This is a genomic window from Salinicola halimionae (genome assembly GCF_003206065.1).
Taxonomy (GTDB): Bacteria; Pseudomonadota; Gammaproteobacteria; order Pseudomonadales; family Halomonadaceae; genus Salinicola; species Salinicola halimionae.
This window is the reverse complement of record NZ_PZJQ01000002.1, coordinates 319,826-345,541: the sequence shown is the minus strand read 5'-3', so window position 1 is coordinate 345,541 and position 25,716 is coordinate 319,826. Positions and strand designations below refer to the sequence as shown.

Annotated in this window: 24 protein-coding genes; 13 read left to right on the top strand and 11 right to left on the bottom strand. The window is 63.6% G+C overall.

All coding sequences use genetic code 11. The features are described from left to right. Positions 1–55: 55 nt before the first annotated feature. Together phnC and DOM27_RS02065 are read right to left on the bottom strand one after the other, a co-directional pair. Positions 56–880 (bottom strand): phosphonate ABC transporter ATP-binding protein, encoded by an 825-nt coding sequence (gene phnC, locus DOM27_RS02070; protein WP_110654396.1) that lies wholly within the window; start codon positions 878–880, stop codon positions 56–58. A 244-nt stretch (positions 881–1,124) separates the two neighbouring features. Then, positions 1,125–2,054 carry an SDR family oxidoreductase gene (locus DOM27_RS02065; RefSeq protein WP_110654395.1) on the bottom strand — a complete coding sequence of 310 codons (930 nt, stop codon included), beginning with the start codon at positions 2,052–2,054 and terminating at the stop codon, positions 1,125–1,127. Positions 2,055–2,193: 139 nt separating this feature from the next. Here DOM27_RS02065 and DOM27_RS02060 point away from each other — a divergent pair, with 139 nt between their 5' ends. Both DOM27_RS02060 and recG read left to right on the top strand, forming a co-directional pair. After that, positions 2,194–3,114, top strand: coding sequence for a hydrogen peroxide-inducible genes activator (locus DOM27_RS02060; RefSeq protein WP_110654394.1), 921 nt, complete (start codon positions 2,194–2,196; stop codon positions 3,112–3,114). After that, positions 3,111–5,189 (top strand): ATP-dependent DNA helicase RecG, encoded by a 2,079-nt coding sequence (gene recG, locus DOM27_RS02055; RefSeq protein WP_110654393.1) that lies wholly within the window; start codon positions 3,111–3,113, stop codon positions 5,187–5,189. The genes DOM27_RS02060 and recG overlap by 4 nt, the downstream gene beginning before the upstream one ends. A gap of 24 nt (positions 5,190–5,213) precedes the next feature. Here the strand turns inward: recG and yccS are convergent, their stop codons facing one another. Continuing rightward, complete coding sequence (gene yccS, locus DOM27_RS02050; RefSeq protein WP_110654392.1) at positions 5,214–7,493, bottom strand: YccS family putative transporter; 2,280 nt, start codon at positions 7,491–7,493, stop codon at positions 5,214–5,216. Positions 7,494–7,719: 226 nt separating this feature from the next. On the opposite strand from yccS, the gene DOM27_RS02045 reads away from it, so the two are divergent. Together DOM27_RS02045 and DOM27_RS02040 are read left to right on the top strand one after the other, a co-directional pair. After that, entirely contained in the window at positions 7,720–8,799 is a 1,080-nt protein-coding gene (locus DOM27_RS02045) for an Lnb N-terminal periplasmic domain-containing protein (RefSeq protein ID WP_110654391.1), read from the top strand. A gap of 36 nt (positions 8,800–8,835) precedes the next feature. Then, complete coding sequence (locus DOM27_RS02040; protein ID WP_245392553.1) at positions 8,836–9,723, top strand: oxygenase MpaB family protein; 888 nt, start codon at positions 8,836–8,838, stop codon at positions 9,721–9,723. Between the two features lie 9 nt (positions 9,724–9,732). Here DOM27_RS02040 and DOM27_RS02035 read toward each other — a convergent pair whose 3' ends face one another. The 4 genes from DOM27_RS02035 to DOM27_RS02020 form a co-directional block, all read right to left on the bottom strand. Further along, the gene (locus tag DOM27_RS02035; protein WP_110654390.1) at positions 9,733–10,617 is read right to left on the bottom strand and encodes a phosphogluconate dehydrogenase C-terminal domain-containing protein; all 885 of its coding nucleotides are present in this window, start codon (positions 10,615–10,617) and stop codon (positions 9,733–9,735) included. Then, positions 10,614–11,414, bottom strand: a complete 801-nt coding sequence (locus DOM27_RS02030) for a sugar phosphate isomerase/epimerase family protein (RefSeq protein ID WP_110654389.1) — start codon at positions 11,412–11,414, stop codon at positions 10,614–10,616. The genes DOM27_RS02035 and DOM27_RS02030 overlap by 4 nt, the downstream gene beginning before the upstream one ends. 183 nt (positions 11,415–11,597) lie before the next feature. After that, the gene (locus tag DOM27_RS02025; protein ID WP_110654388.1) at positions 11,598–12,782 is read right to left on the bottom strand and encodes a D-apionate lactonase family protein; all 1,185 of its coding nucleotides are present in this window, start codon (positions 12,780–12,782) and stop codon (positions 11,598–11,600) included. Beyond that, the gene (locus DOM27_RS02020) at positions 12,779–13,525 is read right to left on the bottom strand and encodes a D-apionate lactonase family protein (RefSeq protein WP_110654387.1); all 747 of its coding nucleotides are present in this window, start codon (positions 13,523–13,525) and stop codon (positions 12,779–12,781) included. The genes DOM27_RS02025 and DOM27_RS02020 overlap by 4 nt, the downstream gene beginning before the upstream one ends. A gap of 161 nt (positions 13,526–13,686) precedes the next feature. On the opposite strand from DOM27_RS02020, the gene DOM27_RS02015 reads away from it, so the two are divergent. Beyond that, entirely contained in the window at positions 13,687–14,760 is a 1,074-nt protein-coding gene (locus tag DOM27_RS02015) for a Gfo/Idh/MocA family protein (RefSeq protein ID WP_110654386.1), read from the top strand. Positions 14,761–14,866: 106 nt separating this feature from the next. Further along, entirely contained in the window at positions 14,867–15,604 is a 738-nt protein-coding gene (gene nanR, locus DOM27_RS02010; RefSeq protein WP_110654385.1) for a transcriptional regulator NanR, read from the top strand. Here nanR and DOM27_RS02005 read toward each other — a convergent pair. Further along, positions 15,565–16,530: a LysR family transcriptional regulator gene (locus tag DOM27_RS02005; RefSeq protein WP_110654384.1), complete on the bottom strand. Its 966-nt coding sequence runs from the start codon at positions 16,528–16,530 to the stop codon at positions 15,565–15,567. The two genes, nanR and DOM27_RS02005, sit on opposite strands and share 40 nt — an antisense overlap. Before the next feature lie 115 nt (positions 16,531–16,645). On the opposite strand from DOM27_RS02005, the gene trpB reads away from it, so the two are divergent. From trpB to DOM27_RS01990, 3 genes are all read left to right on the top strand, one after another. Next, on the top strand, positions 16,646–17,896 hold the full coding sequence (trpB, locus tag DOM27_RS02000; protein ID WP_110654383.1) for a tryptophan synthase subunit beta: 1,251 nt from the start codon (positions 16,646–16,648) through the stop codon (positions 17,894–17,896). After that, positions 17,893–18,726 (top strand): tryptophan synthase subunit alpha, encoded by an 834-nt coding sequence (gene trpA, locus DOM27_RS01995; RefSeq protein WP_110654382.1) that lies wholly within the window; start codon positions 17,893–17,895, stop codon positions 18,724–18,726. Before trpB ends, trpA begins: the two co-directional genes overlap by 4 nt. 155 nt (positions 18,727–18,881) lie before the next feature. After that, positions 18,882–19,595 (top strand): pirin family protein, encoded by a 714-nt coding sequence (locus tag DOM27_RS01990; protein ID WP_110654381.1) that lies wholly within the window; start codon positions 18,882–18,884, stop codon positions 19,593–19,595. A gap of 64 nt (positions 19,596–19,659) precedes the next feature. Here the strand turns inward: DOM27_RS01990 and DOM27_RS01985 are convergent, their stop codons facing one another. The 3 genes from DOM27_RS01985 to DOM27_RS01975 form a co-directional block, all read right to left on the bottom strand. Further along, positions 19,660–20,016 carry a hypothetical protein gene (locus DOM27_RS01985; protein WP_110654380.1) on the bottom strand — a complete coding sequence of 119 codons (357 nt, stop codon included), beginning with the start codon at positions 20,014–20,016 and terminating at the stop codon, positions 19,660–19,662. Between the two features lie 125 nt (positions 20,017–20,141). Then, a complete protein-coding gene (locus DOM27_RS01980) occupies positions 20,142–20,417 on the bottom strand; it encodes an HU family DNA-binding protein (protein WP_071230476.1) in 276 nt (91 codons plus the stop codon). 172 nt (positions 20,418–20,589) lie between these two features. Beyond that, complete coding sequence (locus tag DOM27_RS01975; protein WP_110654379.1) at positions 20,590–21,795, bottom strand: FAD-dependent oxidoreductase; 1,206 nt, start codon at positions 21,793–21,795, stop codon at positions 20,590–20,592. Positions 21,796–21,926: 131 nt separating this feature from the next. On the opposite strand from DOM27_RS01975, the gene DOM27_RS01970 reads away from it, so the two are divergent. The 4 genes from DOM27_RS01970 (at position 21,927) to phoR (ending at position 25,710) form a co-directional block, all read left to right on the top strand. Beyond that, entirely contained in the window at positions 21,927–22,484 is a 558-nt protein-coding gene (locus DOM27_RS01970; RefSeq protein ID WP_245392552.1) for a chorismate--pyruvate lyase family protein, read from the top strand. A gap of 85 nt (positions 22,485–22,569) precedes the next feature. Further along, entirely contained in the window at positions 22,570–23,499 is a 930-nt protein-coding gene (gene ubiA / locus DOM27_RS01965) for a 4-hydroxybenzoate octaprenyltransferase (protein WP_110654378.1), read from the top strand. A gap of 154 nt (positions 23,500–23,653) precedes the next feature. Continuing rightward, on the top strand, positions 23,654–24,343 hold the full coding sequence (gene phoB, locus DOM27_RS01960; RefSeq protein ID WP_110654377.1) for a phosphate regulon transcriptional regulator PhoB: 690 nt from the start codon (positions 23,654–23,656) through the stop codon (positions 24,341–24,343). Positions 24,344–24,351: 8 nt separating this feature from the next. After that, positions 24,352–25,710, top strand: a complete 1,359-nt coding sequence (gene phoR, locus DOM27_RS01955) for a phosphate regulon sensor histidine kinase PhoR (protein ID WP_110654376.1) — start codon at positions 24,352–24,354, stop codon at positions 25,708–25,710. Positions 25,711–25,716: the final 6 nt, after the last annotated feature.

Below are 25,716 nucleotides of genomic sequence, written 5' to 3'. Positions count from 1 at the left end.
TGGTGGAAATCGATTGTTGTGGTGCGTAATTGGGCGTGACGATTGACCTGCTGGCTCAACCCACCGCATGCAGCGGCGCCGCGATCCGATGATCGGGCTGACGAGATTCGAGTTCGTCGAGGCCGGCGTTTTCGTAGAGCGCCTGCAGGCGACTATCGGTGAGGCCTTCGATCGGGCCGTCGTAGTAGAGGCGCCCCTGCTTGAGGGCGATGGCGCGTCGGCAGTAACGCCGAGCGACCTCGACCTGATGAAGAGTGACGACGATGGTGCGGCCATCCTCGCGATTGATGCGCTGGAGGATCTCCATCACCTCGCGGGCACTACGCGGGTCGAGGGAAGCGATCGGCTCGTCGGCGAAGATCACCTCGGCCTCCTGGACCAGCGCCCGAGCGATGGCGACGCGCTGCATCTGGCCGCCGGAAAGGGTGTTGGCGCGCTGATGGGCCAAACCGACGATTCCCACGCGTTCGAGCGCCTGCAGTGCCAGGTCCCGTTCCTGCTGGGTGAAACGGCCGATCAAGGACCGCCAACGCGGCATCGCGCCGAGATGACCGACCAGCACGTTGGTCAGCACGCTCAGGCGGCCAGCGAGGTTGAACTGCTGAAAGATGTAGCCGGCGCGCCGACGCTGCTCACGGCTGGCGCTGACCAGACGACCACCGCGCTGCACGTCGCGATCCAGTACCCGAACCTGACTGTGCGACTGGCGGTCGGCGCGGGTCAGCCCGACGAGATGGCGCAGCAGCGTCGACTTGCCCGAGCCCGATGGCCCGATCAGGGTGACCATTTCGCCATCGGCGATCTCGAAACCGATCTCGCGCAGCGCGGCATGGGTACCGAAGGATTTGTCGAGCCGTTCGACGCTAATGATGGCAGTCATACGATTCGTCCCGGAGTGTGTCGGGCCGTGAATTCCAGCCCCGAAATGTTGAACACAGTCTGGCGACGTCGTATGACGGTTACTTATCTAGACAATTAAGAAACGATGACAAGGCAGGGGGCGGGACGGGAAACGAAAAAAGCGCCCGGAGGCGCTTTGTCTTTATTCTCAGCAAGTTACAAATTCAGGTCATCGAATTGACACGAATTCGCCATGGCAGGGTCACAAGCGGTCGGCACGAACGTCAGGCTTTTGCCTTGGCACCGGATTTTGAGTTGCCGCCCTTTTTCACTCCCTTGGCGTTCTCTGCCGCAGGAAGAAAGCCGCCCTGCTGGAGAACATCCTCGTAACCCTCGCGGAAAGTGGGATAGCGAAACGTGTAACCGGAATCGAGAAGACGCTGATTGTTGCAGCGCTTGCTCGAACGGCGACGTAACGGCGATTGGATCACGTCCGGCGTCTCCACCTTGAGTCGCTTGGCGATCCAGGCCATCACTTCGTGCAGCGGGGCCGAATCGCCGTCGCTGGCGAGGTAGACCGGCTCCAGCGGTTTGCCATCCAGCGCCAGCTGGATCAGGTGAGCAATCACGCCCGCGCAGTCATCGCGATGAATGCGGTTGGAGTACATCGGCGGGTTGGAGGCGGCGATGCGCCCTTCGCGCACCTGACGGATCAGGCGATCGCGTCCCGGGCCGTAGATGCCCGAGAAGCGCACGGCGGTGCCTGGCAATTCGTGTTCCATGAGTGCCTGCTCGGCCTCGCGCATCAACGTGCCGGAGAAGCCGTGCGGGTCGGTTTCCGAGGTCTCATCGACTTCTTCACCGCCCTGCTGGGCGTAAACGCTGGTCGAGGAGACGAAAATAACCTGTTTCGGTTTTTTATCTCGCGGGCCGAAGGCCTGCAGTACCGCCTTGAGCCCGACAGGATAGGCAGCCTCGTAGGCGGCTTCCTCGAAGCGGTCGGCGGTGACGGCGTAAACGATGATGTCCGCATCCGGCAGCGCCGCCAATGCGGTATCGTCGGTGACATCCAGCGCCACCGCTTCGATGCCGGTTCCATCGAGGGCACTGACGTTGCGCCGTGCGCCGATCACCCGATGGCCGGCGTCGATCAATTGCTTCCCGAGCTGGGTGCCGATATCGCCGCAGCCGAGAATTAGCGTAGTTTTCTTCACCTTTCCCTAGCCTCTTGGTAAAACGTCCTTGATGATTCGTCCTTGAGGACGCGCACAACCACGAGAACTGCGTACCTATTCACTCTCGCTGCATTCACTCGCTGCATTGCGCTGACAGGGAGCCTTTCGGTCCCAGCTAATGACTCTAACAGAACTCCGCTACATCGTAACCTTGGCCCAGGAGCGTCACTTCGGTCGCGCCGCCGAACGTTGCTTCGTTTCTCAGCCGACGCTGTCGGTGGCCGTCAAGAAACTCGAGGACGAGCTAGGTATCGCTCTGTTCGAGCGCTCCAAATCCACCGTCCAGGTCACGCCACTGGGAGAGCGAATCGTCGAGCAGGCGCATCGTGTGCTGGAGCAGGCCACGCTGATTCGGGAGATGGCAACCGAAGGCAAGGATCAGTTGATCAGCCCCCTGCGTATCGGCGCCATCTATACCATCGGCCCTTATCTGTTTCCTCACCTGATCCCGGCGCTGTCGCGCATCGCCCCCCAGATGCCGCTGTACATCGAGGAGAGTTTCACCGGCGTGCTGCGACGCAAGCTGCGCAGTGGCGAGCTCGATGCCATCTTCGTGGCGCTGCCGTTCAACGAGCCCGACGTGGTCACCAAGACGCTCTACGAGGAGCCGTTCGAGGTACTGCTGCCGGCCGGTCATCCGTGGACGGAGAGAGCTGCGATCGACAAGGAAGACCTGCTAACCGAGCGTCTGCTGCTGCTCGGCGAGGGCCACTGCTTCCGCGACCAGATTCTGGAAGCCTGCCCGGCCATCAGCGCGCAACTCAACAACCCCGCCAATACCCTGATCGCCGAGGGCGGATCGCTGGAGACCATTCGTCACATGGTCGCCTCGGGGCTGGGCATCACGGTGCTGCCGAAGCTGGCGATTGGCACCAGCCATTACGAAAACGGTCTGCTGGAGAGTCGCCCGTTCAAGGACAATGTTCCGACGCGCAGCGTTGCGCTGGCATGGCGCGCCAGCTTCCCGCGGCCCAAGGCGATCGATGCCCTGATTCAGGCGATCGATAAAATCCAGGGCAGCGACGTCGAGGCCGCATGAGCCTCGACGAAGCGGTCACCGATCTCTCGGGCGTCGGCGAGGCTCTGGCCGGAAAGCTGGCAAGGCTTGGCATCGAACGCGTCGCCGATCTGCTGTTCCATCTGCCGCTGCGCTACCAGGACCGCACCCGGATCACGCCGATCGGCACTCTGCGCGCCGGCACCGAAGCGGTGGTCGAGGGCGAAGTCAGCGCGGCCGAGGTCGTTCGTGGGCGCCGCCGCAGTCTGCTGGTCCGGCTCAAGGACGGCTCCGGCATTCTCAGCCTGCGCTTTTTCCACTTCTCGCCGGCCCAGCAGCAGCAGTTCGTCAAGGGCGTCCAGGTGCGCTGTTTCGGTGAAGCCCGCGCCGGCAGTACCGGACTCGAGATCTATCACCCGGAATATCGCCTGATTCAGACCGAGGAGGCGCCGGTGGACGAACACCTGACGCCGATCTATCCCGCGACAGAAGGGTTGGCTCAACCACGCCTGCGCGCCCTGATTCAACAAGCGTTGAAGCGGCTGGCGCAGTCGCCGGAGAGCCTGCCGGAGTGGATTCCCGAAGCGTTGCGGGGGCGTTTTCGACTGCCGGGCCTGATCGAATCGCTGCGCTATCTGCACGAACCGCCGCCGGATGCGCCGCAGGAGCGCCTGGCCGATGGCCGTCACCCCGCACAGCGGCGCCTCGCGCTGGAAGAACTGCTGGCGCATCAACTGAGCCTGCGCCAGATCCGTCTACGGATTCAGGCCGACGGCGCGCCCAGGCTCGCCGCCGCCAGCAATCTGCAGGCACGCTTTTTGACCCAGCTACCGTTCTCGCTGACCCAGGCCCAGCGCCGCGTACTGGAGGAGATCGGCCGCGATCTGGAACGCGAAGTCCCGATGCTGCGCCTGGTGCAGGGCGACGTCGGCTCGGGCAAAACGGTCGTCGCGGCGATGGCGGTGCTCAATGCTATCGCCGGCGGCTGCCAGGCCGCCGTGATGGCGCCTACGGAGATTCTGGCCGAGCAGCACTTCCGACAATTCCGGGCTTGGCTCGAACCACTGGGGATCGAGGTCGGCTGGCTGGCCGGCAAGCTCAAGGGCAAGGCGCGGCTGGATACCAAAGCCGCCATCGCCGATGGCCGCGTCCAGGTCGCCGTCGGCACCCACGCGCTGTTTCAGGATGACGTGACCTTTCAGCGCCTGGGACTGGCGGTGATCGACGAGCAGCACCGCTTCGGCGTCCATCAGCGCCTCGCGCTGCGTCAGAAGGGCGAGTCCGGTGGCCTGACGCCGCATCAGCTGATCATGACCGCCACCCCAATTCCACGCACGCTGGCGATGAGCGCCTACGCCGATCTCGATCTCTCGGTGATCGACGAGCTGCCGCCGGGCCGCACCCCGGTGCACACCGTGGCGGTGCCCGACGAACGCCGCCCGGAGGTGATTCAACGCATCCGCAACGCCTGCGCCGAGGGCCGCCAGGCCTACTGGGTCTGCACCCTGATCGAGGAGTCGGAGACGCTGACCTGTCAGGCCGCCGAAGTCACCCGCGACACGCTGGTGGAAGCGTTGGCGGAGCTCAACGTGGGCCTGGTACACGGGCGCATGAAGGCGCAGGAAAAGGTCGAGGTGATGGATGCCTTCAAGCGCGGCGAGCTGGATCTACTGGTGGCGACCACGGTGATCGAGGTCGGCGTCGACGTGCCCAACGCCAGCCTGATGATCATCGAGAATCCGGAGCGGCTGGGGCTTTCCCAGTTGCATCAACTACGCGGCCGGGTCGGCCGAGGCCGCGTCGACAGCTACTGCGTGCTGCTCTATCACCCGCCGCTGTCGAACCACTCGCGCCAGCGCCTCGGCATCCTGCGTGACACCACCGACGGCTTCAAGGTAGCGGAAAAGGATCTCGAACTGCGGGGCCCCGGCGAAGTGCTCGGCACCCGCCAGACCGGCCTGGCGCAGATGAAGATCGCCGACCTGGAGCGCGACCGCGACCTGCTCGACACCGTCACGGCGCTGGCCCAGGCGCTACTCGAAGAAGCTCCCGACGCTGCGACCCCGCTGATCCGCCGCTGGCTGGGCGACGAAGCGGGACGATACGGGCAGGTGTGAGACCTGATCGCAGGGGGCGATGTTTCAGGGTCTTTCAGTGACGTTCTCGGTGACGTTCTTGACGACCTTCTCGGCCTTCTCGGGAGAGCCTTCCTCGTTCGGCGTCTCGAGCGGCCGCGCTATCAGTCGAGCGGCCGCTTCACTCATCGGTACCAGCTGGCGGCTGATGTGCAACAGTTGGGTCTGAATCACGCGGCGCTCGTCGTCGGCGTCATCCTGGGCGGCGGCGGGCTCCTGCTCGAAGATCGCCATCAAGGCGCTCTGTTCGGCCTTGGGATCGTCGATGGTTTGTCGCAAACGCAGGCTGTCGGCAATGGTATCGAAGCGATCGGCGACGCGCCGTGCCGCCGCATAGATATCGACACCGTTCTCGGTGTTCGACTCCTTGGCCGCCAACGCCCCCCGGTGTGCGCCCAGCGCGGAGAGATAACCCAGCAGCGTGTGGGAAACCACCAGAAAACGGAAACCCTCGTCGGCGTCCTTCTTTCGATAGTGGCCCGGCTCCTGCAGCATGTTGGCAAGCACCGTGGAGAGTGCGGCGTCGGCGTTATGGGCATTGCGCCGGGCCAGCCGGTAGGCCAGATCGTCCTGTTTGCCGGCCTCGTACTGGTGAATGATCTCGCGCAGATAGAGTGTGCTGTTGGTCAGCGCCGTCGCGGCAACCTTGTGCAGACGCCGCCCCTGCCAGTCCGGGAGGATAAAGAACACCGCCAGGCCCGAGATCAACGCGCCGATCAGGGTATCGATCAGTCGTGGCAGGATCAGGTCGAAACCGTCGCCGACCTGATTGAAACTGCTCAATACCAGCGTGGTAATGGCGGCGGTCGCTATCACATAGTGCTTCTCGCGATTGGCGAAGAACGTGACGCCGGCAACGACCGCGATCAGCGACTGGATCAGCGGATCCGGGAACAGGCTGATCAGTGCCCAGCCGACAAGCAGCCCGAGCACCGTGCCGACAATGCGCTGGCGCAGGAATCGCCGCGTCGCCCCAAAGTTGGGACGACACACGAACAATGTCGTCAGCAGGATCCAGTACCCTTGCGTCGGATGAACCAGGTGCAGCACGCCATAGCCCACCAGCAGGGCCGTCGACAGTCGCAGCGCATGGCGGAAGGTCGGCGAGCCCGCGGTCAGATTGAGCCGGATGCGCTCCCAGACATCCTTGAAACTGCGTGGCGAGCGATCGAACAGGCTGGCGTCCTTCTGATCGGCGACCGCGTCCGGGTTGTGGGCGCTGGACAGCTGGTCTTCCAGCGTCGCCAGGTTACGGCCCAACGCCTGCAGCGAGCGCAGCAGCGGTGTCCATTCCGGCTTGCGCTGGGCGCGTAGATAGACGATCGAGGCGCGCAGATCCTCCAGCGCCTGTTCGCTCTGGCCGTGCTCGAACGGCTGACGCAGCAGCAGCGCCTTGGCCAGACGCTTGCAGGCACGGCCCTGCTGATCGAGCAGGCGCTGGCAACGGAACAGCACGTCATGATGAAAGAAGGTCTCCGCCAGCGCCGAATAAGGGTAATGCGAGGCGCTGACCCGCTCGTGGATATCCTGCGCGATGAAGTAGAGACGCAGATAGCGATTGAGCTTGCGGCTGCCGCGCTGGCCTTCCAGGCGCCGAAAGATCATCTCCTTGGCCTGGTTGAGCGCGGTCACCACGCGGCCGTTCTGGCGCGCCAGCGCCACCCGTCGACTTTCGACATCGACACCGCGCAGCGGCTCGAACAGCGTCGCCTTGATGATCAGATATTCACCCAGTTCCCGATAGAGCTGGGCCATGCTCTGCTTGACCGGTTGGCGAGAGAACAGTGCGCACCAGATCACCGAAATCAGCCCGTACCAGGCAGCGCCCCCGACCAGCAGCAGCGGCTGATGCCAGAAGTTGCCATCGGTGGTGCCGCCGTGCTGCTCGATATTGATCATCGAATAGACCGACAGGATCAGCGTTGCCGAGGCGATGGTGGCGTAACGTTGCTCGACCGCGCCGAGCATGATGAAGATGAATGCCGACAGTGCCAGGCCGGGAGCGAACAGCCAGGGCCAGGGAAACAGCAGCTCCACCGAGCTGGAGGCGACCAGAAAGCAAATCAGCGTCACCAGCAGAGCCCGAACCCGACCTTCCCAGTTGTCGTCGGTCTCGGACAGCGCGCTGGCGATGATGCCGAGAAACAGCGGAATCGCGAGCGCGATCTGATCCTGGGTCCAGCTCAGGACGATGGCACCGCTGAACGCCAGAAAAACCCGGAAGCTGTAAGCGAACTTGTCGAGGGTCCACAGCTGGCGCAGGGAGTGGGAAAACGAATCGGAAATCTCGGTCTCTCCTGAGTCGGAATCTCATCGCACGATAGCCTGTCGTCAGGTTCGGCGACAGCCGCTTGAGTCGCAAGCCACCGCTCAACGCCTCAGCTGATTAGACTTTAGTATAACTTCACTGCTCTTATCGGCGGCAATTTTCAGCGCTTTATTCCCTGGTGTCACTGGGGCACCATCACCTTTTTGATACTTACCTCATCGCCTCAGCCCGAAAGGACAGTTCATGCCCCGATCTGCAAGCTGGCACGTCTGGCGACGAGTGCTGTTCGGCCTGGGTCACGGACTGCGCGCCGTCATGCTGTGCCTGGTTCTGGCCTGGGGCGCGGCGGCATTGCACTTCGAGCTCCCCGGCCCGCCGGCGGTAGTCATTGCAGTGATCATTATCTGGCTGCTGGTCGGGCTGGCCGCGCTGCTGGCGCCGTTAGGAAAGCGCCATCATCGTCGAGCTTCGTCGGTGCCGCGAGTCCTGTTCACGCTGACACTGATCGTCATCGTGGCGTGGTGGCAGAGTCTCGAACCCAGCAACGACCGCGACTGGGCGCCGGACGTGGCGCGTCAGCTCTCGGTCGAGCGCGACGGTGACCGGGTCACGCTTCACAACGTACGTGACTTCGAGTGGCAGACGCCAGACACCGCCATGCCGCGCTGGGAAACCCGCGAGTACGATCTCTCGCAGCTCGACGCGGTGGACATGGTGGTTTCCTACTGGATGGGGCCGGCGATCGCCCACACGCTGGTCTCTTTCGGATTCGATGACGGCCGGCACCTGACCTTCTCGGTGGAGATCCGGCGCGAGAAGAACGAGGCATTTTCCATCAGCGGTGGCTTCTTCAAGCAGTTCGAACTCAACCTGATCGCCGCCGACGAGAACGATATCCTGCGCCTGCGCAGCAACGTACGCGGCGAGGACGTCTATCTCTATCGCGTCGGCCTGTCGCCTCAAGCGCGTCGCGAGCTGTTTCTGGCCTACCTTGACGAAGCCGAGCGGCTACGCCAAAGCCCTGAGTTCTACAACACCCTGACCAGCAACTGCACCACCATCGTGTTCGACATGGTCGACAGGATCGTCGACGGGCTGCCCAGGGATATCCGCCTGATTCTCTCCGGCTACCTGCCGGAATACGTCTATGCTATCGGCGGACTGGACACGAGCCACCCGCTCGAATTCCTGCGCGAGCGAGGCTATATCGATCCGCGCGCCCGGCAGATTCCGTACACTGCGGGGAGCGAGGCCTTTTCCCGCGCCATCCGCGACGGCTTGCCCACTGCCGATGGCGAGATCCTTCATGCACCATCGCCGTGACGTACCCTGGCTCTGAGCTGACATGAATTGACCCTGATGACAATGATCTCCCTACGCGACGCCATCGAAAATCGCATCAGCCATCTGACCGGGCGCACGCTGGGTGGCGTGGACTATACCCAGCCCAAGGGCGACCCGGGTCTGTTCGGGCCGGAGACCGTGGCGTGGAAAGTTCATGGCGAATTCACGCCGATGATGTGCGGCGGTGTCAGCGCGTTGCTGCTGCAGATGCTGCATCCGCTGGCGCTGGCGGGCATCTGGGATCACTCCAACTTCCGTCAGGACATGATCGGCCGGTTGCGCCGCACCAGCCAGTTCATCGCCGTCACCACCTTCGGCTCCCGCGACGATGCCGAGCGCATCCTCGAACGGGTGCGCCGGGTCCACGATGGCGTCAGCGGGCACACCGCCGACGGCACGCCGTATGCTGCCAATGACCCCGACCTGCTGGTATGGGTTCACGTCGCCGAGATGAGCCGCTTTCTCGCCGCACATCGGCGCTATCGCAATCCCGGCCTAAGTCTTGCCGACCAGGATCGCTACTTCGCCGAAACCGCCCGCGTCGCCGAGGCGCTAGGCGCACGGAACGTTCCCAAGAGCCGAGCGGCCATCGATGTCTATCTGGAAAACCAGCGCCGCTATCTGGTCTGCGATTCGCGGACGCGCGACGTCATCGATGTACTGCTGCACGCGCTGCCACCCAGCCCGATCATCCGCCCCGCCGGGGCGCTGTTCATGCGCGCGGGCATCGATCTATTGCCATCCTGGGCAGCGACACTGCTCGGTCTCGAGATGTCGAGTCTCGAGCGTCATACCGTACGCGCCGGCATCCGCACCATCGCCCCGGTGGTGCGCTGGGCGGTGCGCAACGGCTCCTATCGTCGCGCCATGGAGCGGATGCAGGCGAAGCAGCAGCGCCGCTAATGGATCCACTCACCTCGTGGGGGCAAGCGTGGGTTCGTCGCGGTGGACGTGATCGATCTTCAGCATCCGTGCGATGACTTTATCGAGCTCCGACTGCTCGAAAATCTTCTTCCAGTCTTCACGCAGAATGCTTTCGCGCCCATAGTCGATCGCGATCATGCAGGCGTCCGAGAACGGGTTGGTGCTGCGAAACGCCACCGCCAACGCGATCTGGATATGGCCGTAGAGCATCGCCTCGGCCGCTTTCTGTGGCACGCCGGTGCGTGCGACGGTCTCGTCCAGCGCCTCTTTCATGAAGGTACCCAGCATGCAGGTGACGGTCTCGACCAGCGTCGGTTCGAGATAGGCCAGCTGAGTCACGGTGATCCAGTGTACGTCGTCTACCGGGGCGTACATCACACGGATCACCGCCTCCAGCGCCGCCCGTTGCGCGTCGCTGCCGCTTTCGAACGCCGCGGCGACGGACTGAGTCGCCGCCACGCCGCCGAAGGCATCGGCGTGTTCTTCCTCCGTATAGCGTTCGAGGAAAACCGACGGATGGCACGGATGCGCCACGGCGTAGTGAATGTCTTCGCGCGAATACAGCAAGTTGGCGTAGGCCGCAGCCGGATCCAGCGTCAGCAGGGTCGCGCCAGCTTTCATCTGTGGCATCAGCGCCTCGGAGACCTTGCCCAGCACGATATCCGGCACCGCCAGAATCAGCAGATCGCAGCCGGCGATGACGTCATCGATGGACGACAACTCGCGGCCGGCATCGCGGACGCGTTGCTGGCCCTCCGTGGCGTTCTCGCAGTAGTGCACGTTGAAGTCGCTGCGGGCCAGATTGGCCGAAATGCGCATGCCCATCTTGCCGCCAGCACCCACCAGTACGATCGATCGATAAGGTTGCGTCATGCTGTGTGACTCCTCAGAAAGTTCAGGTTGTGTCGGGTCCATTCGGACTCCAGACGGCAGGTCGTCGCCGCATCCGTCTGCCAAGGCAGCCAGTGCTCGATGACCTGAGAAAGTCCGCGTGATGTCGGATCGACGCGACGCATCATGGCGTCGAACGGCAGTTGCCCTTGTCCCAGCGGGCAGCCGATGAGCTGGAAGCCGACCCAGCCGGGGGCGCGGGTGAAATGGAAATCCTTGACGTGCAGATTGACCACGCGATCCGCCGTGCGCGCGATCACCGCTTCGGGCAACTCCAGCGCGGCGACACAATTGGCCGGATCGAGACACACGCCGATGTGCGAGTCATCGAGAGATTCGACGACGGTCATCAGATCCTCGACGGCGACCTGCTCGTAGGTTTCCAGCGCCAGGGTGACGTGCTGTCGTCGCAGTCTTGGCAGGACAGACGTCAGTCGCCGAATCGCCTCCTCTTTCGAAGGCCGATCGGCATCGCGATACAGCATGCTGCGCAGCAGAGAAACGCCGAGCCGCTCGCCGATATCGAGATAGTGATCGAGGTGATCCGGCGCCACACCCTTGGTGCCGAGCTCAAGCCGGATGCCGAGACGCTCGGCCTGGGCGCGCAGTTGCGCCAGCCGCCCATCGTCGAAGGTTTCGATCGCCGGATAGTCACAGATCTGGAAGACATCGCCGCCGAGCGCCGCCGTCTCCTCGAGCATCGTCTCCAGCGTCATCGGGGTATCGGCTCGCTCCGCCCCCCGCCAGAAGAACGCGTAGGTACTCAATCCAATCCGCATGGTTGCTCCCACTCCTGCTCGTGCAAGGGGTTGTCAGAGCGACGGGCTCATTGCTGCTGATGCCAACCCGTCGCATCAGTGATAGGATCATCAGGTCATCATACCACTGAGACAATACGGCAAACGTCTTAGAGCCACCTCAGAATCGGAAGATCCTCGTCGGCGGAGGTCGTGCGCGACCCGTTACGCCAGGTTCTGCACGTGAAGTTTGAGAATCGCGAACCCTGCCAGGCTTTCTGTGTCTCCCGCCCTGAGCCGGACAAGTGCATCCGGTCGCGGGCGAAAACCATCATCGTGGGCATCGAGCAGCGCCAGCTCGACGATACTGACATCCTTCAGGCGCAACACCACGCCCTCGGCTGTCAGATTGGCGATCCAGACTTCGCTGACTGCTGGTGATTCGGTCTGCCAGGCCAGTGCCGCCAGCTCGGCACCGTCGAGCTTCAGTTGCCGCAGCGGTCGCCCTGTCGAGCGGGCCAGGCCGGCAATCACGTGACGCACGGGGTAGCCGGGCGCGTCGCCGACATCGAACGGCGGGCCGAGTGACGAAAGCGTCAGCGAATCGGCACCGGCGATAGCCGCTCGAATCACGAACCCGACGGCCCACGCGGCCGCGAACTGACCCCGCTGACGGGGATCGTTCTCGCTGAGCGTCACGCGCTGAGTGCCGTCATTGGGCGTGAGACACTCGCCATACGGATTGGTCCAGGCACCAATGGCGGTAGTGGTGATTCGGTAGGGCACACCGGGGGCCAAGGCCCGGGAGGAAGCCACGATGGCCGGGATGCTCTCCAGTGTCTCCATCACCGAGCGATCATCCGCCGCGTGAACGATGGGCGAGACGGCATGGGTGATGAAATCGATCGCGGCCGGATCGGGGCGGCAGCGATTGAGTTCGGTGAAGTAGGTCGGCACACCGCCGCCCAGCGCCATGTCCGGCCAGCGTTCACGCGCCGCCGCCAGGGCCACGCTCGGCGATGCGCTCGACGGCCAGACACCGTTCGGTTGGTAGCTCTTGAGATAGGCCGCCGGCGTCAGCAGCACGCCCGCCGGCGGATTCGCCATCCGCGCGAACGCCCGCGCTAACGACGATAGCGAACGGGCCGGCTTCTCATCCTCGCAGATCGCATAGAGCCAGACCGCCACATTGCGATCGTCGGCGAGGGTTATTAGCTCGACCAGCCTCGGCACGGCCCGTGTATCGCGCAGATCGAGCAGCACGTCCAGGTGTCGTGGCGCGACGTCATCGAGCTGGCGAGCGATGCGTTCCAGATCCGACATCCTGTCCAGCCATACACCGCAGCCGATGGCCGGCAAGGTTCTCGAGGTGAACTCGCCCCAGCTGATCGTCACAGTGTCGGCGGTCATGATTCGGCTCCATCTCGATCCGTTTTTTCTTGTTCGGCTAGAGAGACCGTGACGCGCTGCATCAACGTCTCGCCCGCCTCGAGCACGTAAGGTGCCGGCCAGGCCAGCGGTCGGTTGTAGACCTTGAAGGAGGCGTCGGACCAGTTGCGCTGATCTTCCATCTCGAACACGTCGCCCTCGAAATCGAGCCGGGTATCCACTCCGGGCGCCGGAGAGAAGCGCAGTTGGCGGATGTCGAACAGCGGCTGCGACGGACTGATCGAGCTTGGCAGCAGTATCGTTTCCTGACGGTTATTCGTATGGAGGACCCGGACCTGCGATCCGGCTACACCCGCCAGTGGCAACAGCACGCTCAAACCGCTACGCGCGGTCTCGAAGTCAGCGACTGCCGTTAGAGTCAGCGCCACGCGGAGCTGGCGCTCGGCGGCCTCGACATCAATCTCGCCGCACAGCAGTGGCCCCTCGCCGCGCTCACCCGCCAGATGGAAGACCTGCCGGAGGTTGGCGTGTCGGCGCGACAGGTCGATCCGCTCGTCGTCGACGATGGGTGCGTAAGTCCCCCACTGCGGATCGCGCAGTACGGCAGCGACGCCGCGAACGATCTCGATATCGCCAACGTGCAGCCACCGCACGGCGCCCGCCTGCCAGGCGAACGACCACGCCCCGACCTCGAACCGTCGCAACTCGGGTTCGGCGACTGGCGTTCCATATCGCCTGACTGCCAAGGCTTCATCCACGCTCACCCACGCCTCCTCGATCGAATGGTTTCTCGCCGTCCAGCAAGGCGGCCAATTCGATGATGGCGGTTTTCAGGCAGGAGACCATTCGACCTTTGGTATGATGACATGATCTCGACAAGCCGATTTAATGCATCAACCGGCAGACTTGGCGGAGAGGAAGTGAAATGAGCGAGCGACAGGCCGCACGGGACTTACGGGGCGCGTTGATCGGCTGCGGCTTCTTTGCCGAGAACCAGATGCGGGCGTGGCAGGAGCTACCGGGCGTTAAGATCGTGGCGCTGTGCGATCGCGATCCTCAACGGCTGGCGCATTTTCAGGATCGCTTCGGCATCGAAGCGACATACACCGATGCTGAAGCGATGTTCGAGGCACTCGCCGATTCCGCAGACCCAGGGCTGGATTTCGTCGATATCGCCACCACCACCTCGGCTCATGCCGCGCTGGTGCCGCTGGCCGCCGATCGCGGCGTCGATATCCTGTGTCAGAAGCCGTTCGCCGGTTCGCTGGAGACAGCGCGCCGGCTGATCGAATACTGCACCCAGCGGGGCGTCAGTCTCAGCATTCACGAGAACTTCCGCTGGCAGCAGGCCGTACGCCGGACGATCGAGGCTCTGCGCGATGGCGAGATCGGCCGCCCGTTCTTCGGCCGCATCAGCTATCGAAGCGGCTTCGACGTCTACAAGGCACAACCCTATCTGGCTCGTGTCGAGCGCTTCATCATCGAGGATCTGGGCATCCACGTGCTCGATATCGCTCGTGCCCTGTTCGGCGAAGTGGACCGGCTCAGCTGCGAGACCGCGCGGGTCAACCCTGCCATCAACGGCGAAGACGTCGCCACCCTGATGCTGCGCCACGCCAACGGCGTCACGGCGGTGGTGGATTGCAGCTACGCCACACACCTCGCCGATGATCCCTTTCCGCAGAGCCTGATCGAGATCGACGGCGAGCAGGGTTCACTGCGCCTGCGTCAGGATTTCGTACTGGAGATCCATGACGTCGACGGCCAGCGTGAGGTTCGCGATGTCAGCCCCGAACCGCCGGCGTGGAGCGAAGCGCCGTGGGTGCCGATCCAGGCCAGCGTGCTCGCCTTCCAGGCCGACTGGCTGCAGGCGCGGCGCCAACATCGCCCGGTCGAAACCTGCGGCGAAGACAATTTCAATACGCTGGCACTGGTCGAAGCCGCCTATCGCGCGGCAGCGTCGCATCACACCGTCATCCCCGAACGCTGGGGCCGCTAGCCGTCGCGTTTGGGAGAACGGCTATCCCGCGGATCACCGAAGCGACTATTCTAGGCTTCGAGATGCGAGACCCGGCGGCCATTTGACGGCGAAGACAGGATATTCCATGAACGACACTGCGACGGCGCCGATTCGGCGGCGCAAGTTATCGGAAGAAGTACTGGAACGCTTGCTGACGCTGATCCAGTCACAGAAGCTGCAACCCGGCGATCAGTTGCCGCCCGAGCGTGAGCTGATGGGGCTCTACGGTGTGGGCAGACCGGCGATTCGCGAAGCCATGCAGCAGCTGGCCTCGATGGGCAGGATCACCATCCATCACGGCGAACGAGCGCGGATCAGCGAAGTCACCGTGCACTCGATGATCTCCCAGTTCGATACTACGGCCCGCTTTCTGCTCGACGACGACGCCGAGAACATCGACCACCTCAAGCAGGCCCGAGTATTCTTCGAGGCCGGCATGGTCCGGATGGCCGCAACGCGAGCCACGGCCGACGATATCGACAAACTACGCCAGCTGATCGACGAGATGCAGCAGAGTCGGCATGGCGACGTCTTCATCGAATGCGACATGGCCTTTCACAGCGCCATCGCCGACATGACCGGCAATCCGATCTTTTCGGCGACGGCTCGCGCCATGCTGCACTGGCTGAAGGACTATCATCTCGGCATCGTCAGTTTTCGCGGCGCCGAGGACGTCTCCCTTCGCGAGCATCATCAGATCGTCGATTGCCTGGCCGACAACGATCCCGATGCCGCAGAGCAGGCGATGCGCGACCACCTTACCCGCGCCAGCGAACTCTATCGTCAGCGCGCCGCGTCCCGCGAGGATACTGCCGACCGCTGATCGTCCTGCAGTGGCTCTTCACCGACTCTGACACCGCGGCCCAGCTCGCGTCGCAGCCACTCGGCGAGGCGCTCGCCGCGTCGGATATCGACGCGAGGTGCCAGCCACAGCCCCAGCGAGGCGGCGGTGTCGATCGCGGGCCACGGCGCGATCAGCCGCTCCTGATCCAGCTCGGCTGCCACCAGAACATGCGGCGCAATGGCGACCCCCAACCCCGCCAGCGCGGCCTCCAGCAGATAGTAGAGATGTTCGAAACTGCGGCCCTCGGCGCGCGCGGCGGTCAACGTCGCGTCATCGACCCCCATGGCCGCTGCCCACTCTGGCCACGCCTGCGGGCGTGACGCCGTATCCAGCAGCGTGAGGCGTTCGAGCATGGCCTGGGGCGACTCTCTCGACGCCGTCGTCCAGACCTTGGGCGAAGCCACGGCAACGATCCGCTCCGGCGTCAGCGGAATCACCGTCATATCGTCGGGCCACGGCGGGGCGGCGAAGCGCAATGTGGCGTCGACATCCTCGCGGCGCGGATCGAGCTCGTGTTCGCTGGAAACCGTTCGCAGGCGCAAATCCGGCAGATCGGCATTGAGCCGATCAAGTCGCGGAATCAGCCAGCGCGCCAGCAGGCTTCCCGGGCAGGCCAGCGTGAAAGGCGCCTCGTCGAGACGACGCGCCAGCGTCGTGCAGCCTTCGATCAACTGTGAGAAAGCTTCACCCACTGAGGGATACAGCGCCCGGCCGTGATCCGTCAATGCGAGGCCGCGTCCGGCCTTCTCGAACAGATCGACGCCGAAATGGTGCTCCAGCGTTCGCAGCTGCCTACTCACCGCACCATGAGTGACGTTCAACTCGCGCGCGGCGGCGCTGACGCTACCCAGGCGGGCCGTGGCTTCGAACGCGCGCAGCGCGTTGAGGGAAGGCAGTGTGACCATTCCAGCTCCATCCATAGGTGAGTTTTACTCACATGATGAGGAGAGTTTATCGATTTTCCGTATTGCGCTGCCAGCCTAATCTGACGTCATCGAATCGACTGACAGGAAATGACTGATGAGCTCGATAATGACGGACCTTCCCGACGAGAATGGCTTTTTCGGCGCCAGCCCGAATGACGGCGACGACAATCAGCCCCAGCAAGGCTACGGCGGACGCTACGTCGCGGAAACGCTGATGCCGCTGATCGGCGAGATCGAAGCCGCCTATGACGCAGCGCGGGTCGATACGGCCTTTCAAGCGCGTCTGGAGGAACTGCAGCGCGATTACGTCGGCCGCGCCACGCCGCTTTACTTCGCCGAGCGTCTAACCGAGCACTTCGGCGGTGCGAAAATCTATCTCAAGCGCGAGGATCTGAACCACACCGGCGCGCACAAGATCAACAATGCGCTGGGCCAGGCGCTACTGGCACAACGCATGGGCCGCCAGCGGCTGATCGCCGAGACCGGCGCCGGCATGCACGGCGTCGCCGTCGCAACGGTGGCGGCTCGACTCGGCCTGCCCTGCGTGATCTACATGGGCGCGACAGACATCGAGCGCCAGCAGCCCAATGTCCAGCGCATGCACCTGTTGGGTGCCGAGATCGTTCCCGTTCACAGCGGTACGGCGACGCTCAAGGATGCCATGAACGAGGCGCTGCGTGACTGGGTCGCCAACGTCGACGATACCTTCTACATCATCGGCACCGTGGCAGGCCCGGCGCCCTACCCGCGCATGGTACGGGACTTCCAGTCGGTGATCGGCGTCGAGACGCGCGAGCAACTGCTGGCGACGCAGGGTCGTCTGCCGGACACGCTGGTCGCCTGCGTCGGCGGCGGCTCCAACGCCATGGGGCTGTTTCACGCCTTCCTCGATGACGACGTCGCGATGATCGGTGTGGAAGCGGCCGGCGAAGGGCTGGAGAGCGGGCGCCATGCCGCCAGTCTCAACGGCGGCTCTCCCGGCATTCTGCACGGCAATCGCACCTATCTGCTGCAGGACGATCACGGCCAGATCCTCGACGCCCACTCGATCTCCGCTGGCCTCGACTATCCGGGCATCGGGCCGGAGCACGCCTATCTGCACGACAGCGGTCGGGCAAGCTACGTCGCGGTTACCGACAATGAGGCGCTGGCAGCCGTCGGCCTCTGCTGCCGGCTGGAGGGGATTCTGCCGGCGCTAGAGTCCGCTCACGCTCTACATGAAGCGGGCCGGCTGGCGGCAGAACAAAGCGTCGATCGGGTCATCGTGGTCTGCCTGAGCGGCCGCGGCGACAAGGACATGGACACCATCACCCGTCACCTGATGCCCGAGGAGGCCGAAACATGAGTGCGATGCCTTTGAATACCGAGACGTTGAATACCGATTCCCGTCTGACGCGACGTTTTGCGGCGCTGCGTGAAGAACAGCGAGCGGCATTGGTCACTTACGTCATGGCCGGCGATCCCGATCTCGAACAGTCCCGCCAGCTGCTCGAGCGCCTACCTAAGGCGGGGGCGGACATCATCGAGCTGGGCATGCCGTTCAGCGATCCGATGGCCGACGGCGTGGCGATTCAGCGCGCCGGCCAGCGTGCCCTGGCGAACGGTCAGACGCTGGTCCGCACGCTGGATATGGTGCGCGACTTCCGTGAAGGCGACGCCGACACGCCGATCGTGCTGATGGGCTATCTCAATCCGATCCAGCGCTTCGGCGAGGAGCGTTTTCTGCAAGCGGCCGCCGAGGCGGGCGTCGACGGCCTGATTCTGGTCGACCTACCGTTGGAGCACGGGGCCGCGCTGACCGCCAGGGCGCGCGATCTAGGCCTGGCGCGCATCCCGCTGGTGGCGCCGACCACGCCGCTCGAACGGCTGCCGGCATTGCTCGCCCAGGGCGACGGTTTCGTCTATCGCATCGCGTTCAACGGCGTCACCGGCAGTCAGCGTCTCGATATCGCGGCCTCGTTAGGCGACTCGCTCTGCGATCTCAAGCGACAAACGCCCCTGCCCATCGCCGTCGGCTTTGGCGTGCGTGATGGCGATACGGCAGCGGCCATCGCCGCCATCGCCGATGCCGTCGTGGTGGGTAGCGCGCTGGTCGAGCGGCTCACGGATCAGGGGATAGAAGCGGCATTGGCACTGGTAGGAGAACTGGCCGAAGCGATGCAGAGGGCCCCTTGAGTGGCACGTCGAAATCGAATCTCATGTTGGGGATATTTCGATTTTATGCACTTAAGCATGCGCAAAAACGCACTTTTGTTCGATTATTTAGGCGATAAACTGACTCCATCGCGCTCGAGCTGAATCCAGGAGCGCCTCAAGAAGGGAGACAGGCCATGTTGACGATTCGACGTAGCAACGAACGCGGTCATGCCGATCACGGCTGGCTCAAGAGCTATCACTCGTTCTCTTTCGCCGGCTATCACGACCCCAAGCACGTGCACTTCAGCGTGCTGCGAGTGATCAACGAGGATCGCGTTGCCCCCGGGCAAGGCTTCGGCCAGCACGGTCATCAGGACATGGAGATTTTCTCCTACGTACTGAGCGGCGAGCTGGGCCACAAGGACACGCTGGGCAACGGCTCCTCGATCGGCCCGGGGCGGGTGCAGATCATGACCACCGGCAGCGGCGTCGAGCATAGCGAATTCAATCATTCCGCTAGCGAACCGGTGCATTTCCTGCAGATCTGGCTGTTCCCCAGCGAGCGTGGCCTGACGCCGAACTATGCCGAGAAGGATTTCACGGACGCCGACAAGCGCGGCAAGCTGTGTCTGATTCTCTCCCCGGACGGCCACGATGGCTCGCTGCAACTGCAGCAGGATGCCTTTATCTACGCCTCGCTGCTGGATGGCGACGAGCGCGCGGAGCTACCGCTGGCAGACGGTCGCCAGAGCTACGTGCATGTCGTCAAGGGTAGCGTTGCGGTCAACGGTCAGGACCTCGAGGGAGGCGACGCCCTGATGCTCGTGGATGAGCCCGGCGTGACGCTGGAAAACGGAAAGGATGCCGAGGTACTGGTGTTCGATCTACCCAGCGTACGGCTGCAGTGATACCGACCAGGACATCATCGACCGGCGACAGGGACGTTGCCGGCTTGGTGGTCGTGGCTCGAAATCAAAGATGCTTGAGTAAACTCTGGAGTCGCTCGAGATCGCGGGAGTCCCCCACCAATCGCAACCGACCGTTGAACAGGCCTTCGCGGAAAGCACGCTGGGAGGGTTTGCGCAAAAAGCGCGTGGCACTCTCGGCATCGCGGAAACGCAGTTCCAGCGCCAGATCCACCGGCAGACCGGTGTCGGTGTGAATGGCGTTCGGGCTCATCCGATAGTGACGGGCAATCGAGAGGTCTTCTGTCGCGACGCCCCAGTCGAATCGCTGAAGTTTTTCCAACGTGTCGCGAAAAGCAGCCTTGCGCGAACGCGCACGCTTGAGCATCACGCCAAGCCACCAGAGCATCAACTTGAGCTTCATGCTACCTCGCACGAATCGAACATGATTGGGGAATATCGCGGAAAAATGCCGACCCGCCAGCTTGCGACGGACCGGCTATCGTTTCGCTCATCGGTCGATGAGCGCTCAAGAATCCGGAACCCGAATTACTTGCTGACGGCGTCCTTGAGAGCTTTACCCGGCTTGAAAGCCACGGTCTTGCTGGCCGGAATGTCCAACGGCTTGCCCGTCTGCGGGTTTTTGCCCGTTCGTGCGGCACGCTCGCGAACCGTGAATGAACCGAAACCGATCAACGTGACATCGCTACCTTTGGAAACCGTACCGGTAATCTCGTCGAGGATGACGTTCAATACCTGACTGGCCTTGTCTTTCGAAAGATCCGCACGCTCGGCAATCGCCGCAGCGAGTTCTGGCTTACGCATAGAGCCCTCCTAATTTGGCAATGGCGTCACCTGACACACGCCTCGCATTGGAAACGAGTTGTTGTTCTCGATGAGGACGGGACGCCCTCCGAACGCATAATAAGCAGCTCGGGGCGCGGTTTGTCCAGCATCAGGTAACGATTCATGGCTGACATACCCGCAGCCACCGAGGCTAGCCTAGCAACGGGGGGGCCGCTCGCGCCAGTTCGACTTTACGACGAACACAGCGTCCAGTGAGCGCAAACCCCAGCAGACGGCCGTTCTCGTCCTCGGCCAAAGCGCTGAAATCGCTGGCTTCTCCCTCGATCCGCCAGTGGTGTGGCGGCTCTCGCGGTGGCAGAGCAGCAATCGGCAGCAGCGGCGTCTTGACCATTACCGGCCAGGCACCGTAGCTCACCGGCGTCGGCGTACCGGTCAAGGTGGCCGCCAGCGCCTTGGCGCTGGCCTGCAGCGGCTGCACGTACATGGCATTCAAGCCGCCGTCGGGGCGAGTACCAAGCCCATCGACGCAGGCCACGTCGCCCAATGCATGGATACTCGGGTCGCTGGTGGCCAGGATGCGATCGGTAAGGATTCCGGCCGACGAGACCGCCAAACCCGCGGCCTCGGCCAACCCCGTGCGAGCGCGCAGGCCCGTCGCGATCAGGACAAGATCCGCCTCCAGCGTCTCGCCATCGTTGAGCGTCAGCGTCACGCCTTCGCCGTTGTCATTAAGCGCCGTCGTCTGACGCTCGAAAACGCCGCGAATGCCTGCTTCCTTGAAAGCGTCACCCAACGCCCGCCCCAGCGGCGGGGGTAACAGACGAGGCAAAGGCGCCGTTTCGGGCGCGACCAGGGCTACCCGATGGCCGCCGGCGTGCAGATCATTGGCAAATTCGCAGCCCACAAGCCCGGCGCCGATGATGGCGATACGAGCCTGACGCTCGGGATGGCGATCCAGCACATCCCGCAAGCGTCGATAGTCGTCGAGATCGTTGACCTGGAAGACCCGATTCCGCAGTGCCGGATCAACGTCGAACGGCTGCCAGGGCGCGGCGCCGGTCGCCAGCACCAGTTGGCCGTAGGGCAGCGTTTCAGCGCCGATATGCAGGCAACGACGGCCCGTGTCGATCGCATCCACGAGAGTATGGGTGCGAAGCTGCACGTTCAGCGACTCGGCAATGCCTACGGCATCGCGAACAACCAGCGCCGAGGCGGTCTGGCGCTTGGTGAAGGCACTGGAAAGCAGCGGCTTGGCGTACTCGTCGCCGCTATCGGCGCTGATCAGGGTGATCGCCCGCCGGGGATCGCGGCTCCGAACCGCCCGGGCCAGGTTCAAACCCGCCATCCCGGTACCGATGATCGTGAGTGGCGCTGAAGCAAGATCGAATTGACGCATTACGGGAGCTCGTTCGGTCGGTCGTCTCGAAGCGCCATGGTACACTACGCGGCCTCCCGACCGCGTCGCCACGCGGCTGCTGGCACTTCCCAGGGTGTCTTTTCATGGTGCTTTACATGGAGTCGTTTCGCGTGCCCCCAGCCTGTCACTGCCATGCCCTCTCACCCGCCGAGCAATCCTGGCGCTGGGTTCACTGGACACCGGCCGCCGCTCAGCGCCCCGAGATGAGCGCCGCCTGGTGGCAGTGGGTGGCCTCGACCGACTCGTTGACGGCGCGGCTGATCGCGGCCTCCGCCCGTCCTTTTCGGGTCAAGCTGGTACATCAGGGCGTCGAGCGACCGCGGCGCGACGAATGTCAGACGTTGGGCCTGGACGCCACCCGAGTCGCCTGGGTCCGCGAGGTGATGCTGATGAGCGGCAACCGGCCCTGGGTTGCGGCACGCTCGATTGCACCGCTGGATCGCATCGGCTGCCGCCGTCTGCGCACGTTGGGGGAGCGTTCGCTGGGCAGCTGGCTGTTCGCCCAGCCGGACCTCGCGCGCGAACCGATCGAGGTGGCGCGGGTATCGCCCGGAGGAGAGGGGCCGTGGCTGCGGCGCTCACGCTTTCGCCACGGCGGCATTCAGCTGCTGGTTCAGGAGTGTTTTCGGCGTGAAATGGCCGAGGATCTGGGACTCCCCCTGAGCTGAACGAGGCATCCACTCCTCGAAGCGAAGCCGCAGTTGCAGTAAAGTCATTGGCGATTTTTCAGGCTTTGCCGTTTCGGAGATTCGTATGCTCAGCGCCGGTTCCCCTCCTGCCCGTCCCCGCGGCGAAGACGAGTCGTCCGCGCACCCCCGCGGACTGGCGCGTCTGCCTGACTTCCTGCGACTGACGCGCCTGGACAAGCCGATCGGCACCTGGCTGCTGATGTGGCCGACGCTGTGGGCGCTGTGGCTGGCCGCCGACGGTCTGCCGGATCGTGCCACGCTGATCATCTTCGTGCTTGGGGTCTATCTGATGCGTGCCGCCGGCTGCGTGGTCAACGACTATGCCGACCGACACCTCGACGGCCACGTCAAACGCACCAAGGAACGCCCGCTGGCGACCGGGCGAATCAGCGAGAAGGAAGCCAAGATCCTGTTCGCGGGCCTCGTGGTGCTGGCTTTCTTGCTGGTCTGCCTGACCAATCTCGCCACCGTACTGCTCTCCTTCGTCGGCGTCGCGTTGGCGGCGATCTATCCGTTCATGAAGCGCTATACCCATTTGCCCCAGGTGGTGCTGGGCATGGCGTTCTCGTGGAGCATTCCCATGGCGTTCATGGCGGTCAGTCGCGAGGTGCCGCTGGAAGCCTGGCTGCTGCTGGTCGCCAACGTTGCCTGGACCGTGGCCTACGACACCCAGTATGCAATGGTCGATCGCGATGACGACATCAAGATCGGGATCAAATCCACGGCGCGCCTGTTCGGACAGTGGGACAAGCGGATCATCGGCCTGCTGCAGCTGTTGACGCTGATCCTGCTGGCCTGGGTCGGCGTACAGCAGACCCTACTGGGCGGATTTTTCTGGCTGGGGTTAGCAGCGATGGCAGCGACTTTCGTCTATCAGCAATGGCTGATCCGCGAACGCGCGCGCGACGCCTGTTTCCGCGCCTTTCTCAATAATTTTTGGTCCGGGCTGGTGCTGTTTGCAGGACTGGCGCTCACTCTGTGGCCCCCCGCCTGACTCGCCAAGATCGAGACGACTGGCGCCCCTGTCATATCGCTGTCATATTTTCACGATGTAATCGTCACCGTTCTGTCACGGCCGGAAGCCATCACCTAGCGTGCCATTCGCCTCACGCGGCATGGTTATCCGGCGGCTCACTCGAGGCATGCGCATGAGCTCCAAGACCGTACTCATCGTTGACGACGAAGCACCGATCCGAGAAATGATCGCCATCGCCCTGGAAATGGCCGACTACCGCGTGCTGGAGGCGGAAAACGCCCAGACCGGCCACGCCATGGCGCTGGACCAGAAGCCCGACCTCATCCTGCTCGACTGGATGATGCCCGGTACCAGCGGCATCGAACTGGCCCGTCGGCTGAAGCGCGAGGAAGCCACCGCCGAGATGCCTATCATCCTGCTCACCGCCAAGGGTGAGGAGGACAACAAGGTGCAGGGGCTGGAAGCCGGCGCCGACGACTACATCACCAAGCCGTTTTCACCCCGCGAGCTCGTCGCCCGACTCAAGGCCGTACTGCGCAGGGCCACGCCGCCGGGCATCGAGGAGGCGGTCGAGGTCGACGGGCTGCGTCTCGATCCTTCCAGTCATCGCGTCACCTCCCACGGCGGCGCACTGGAAATCGGCCCCACCGAATATCGCCTGCTGCAGTTCTTCATGACCCATCAGGAGCGCGCCTACACTCGCAGTCAGCTGCTGGACCAGGTCTGGGGCGGCAACGTCTACGTGGAAGAGCGTACTGTCGACGTGCACATCCGTCGTCTACGCAAAGCCCTGGGTGAAGCGCATCAGCATCTGGTCCAGACCGTGCGCGGCACCGGTTACCGTTTCTCGACCCGGGAGTGAAGTAGAACGTGCGCTACTGGATCAACGAACTGTGGCGCCTCGGCTACATGCTGTTCGGGCTCGGCGCGATGGGGTTACTGCTCGGCGAGCTGGGCGACAACCTGGTCGCCGGGCTCGGCTGGGGGCTGGCCGCCGGTCTCGGGCTCTACGTGTTTCTGCATCTGCGCCACGTGCGCATGCTCTACGTCTGGCTATTGAAGAACCCCCGCGAAGCACCGCCGCCGGGCACTGGCGTGTGGGGCGATCTATTCGACCGGCTGTACAGCTACCAGAAAGCCCAGACCCAACTACAGGGGCGTCTGCGCGATATCCTGCGGCGAATTCAGGACTCCTGCGAGGCGATGCGCGATAGCGTGGTGATGCTCGATTCCCGCGGCGACCTCGACTGGTGGAATAGCGCTGCCAGCGATATGCTGGGCCTGCAGCCCGATCACGATCGCGGCCAGCCCATCGCCAACTTTCTGCGTGATCCACGCTTCATCAGCTATTTCGAAGCAGGTGATTACGGCGAGCCACTGCTGATTCCGTCTCCGCTTCAAGCCAACCGCACCCTGCAGTTTCATCTCACCCTGTTCGGCGACAACGAACGTCTGCTGATGGCGCGTGACGTGACCCGGCTGCACCAGCTCGAGATGATGCGCCGAGACTTCGTCGCCAACGTCTCTCATGAACTGCGTACGCCGCTGACGGTCCTGGCCGGCTATCTCGAGACCTATTCGGATCATGCCGACCAGCTTCCCGAACGCTGGCAGCGGGGATTCGGCCAGATGCAGTCACAGACCATGCGGATGCAGAATCTGGTCGAGGATCTACTGCTGCTTTCGCGACTGGAGATCGATAGTCCCGACAACGATCGCGATACGCTGAACGTGTCGACGTTGCTCGACGGCATCGTCGCCGATGCCCGAGAACTGAGCACCGGTCGCCACTCGTTATTACTCGAGATCGAGGAGCCGCGGCAGCTCGTGGCCAATACCAAGGAGATCCGGAGTGCCGTCTCCAACCTGGTGTTCAACGCCGTGCGCTACACGCCCGAGGGCAGTACCATCACCCTGCGCTGGAAACCGTGGCACGACGGCGCTGCCATCGAAGTCGAAGACAATGGTGACGGCTTCGACCCCGTTCATATCCCGCGGCTGACCGAGCGCTTCTATCGCGTCGACAAGGGGCGTAGCGCCGCTACCGGCGGTACCGGCCTGGGTCTGGCCATCGTCAAGCACGTGCTGCTCCGTCACGATGCCACGCTGGAGATCGTCAGCCGCCCCGGCCTCGGCGCGCGCTTTCGCTGCGTGTTTCCAGCGGCGCGTCTGACGCCACCGGCCACGCCATCGCAGCCGGTGCCCGGCATGTCCGACATCCGGACCTGAACCCAC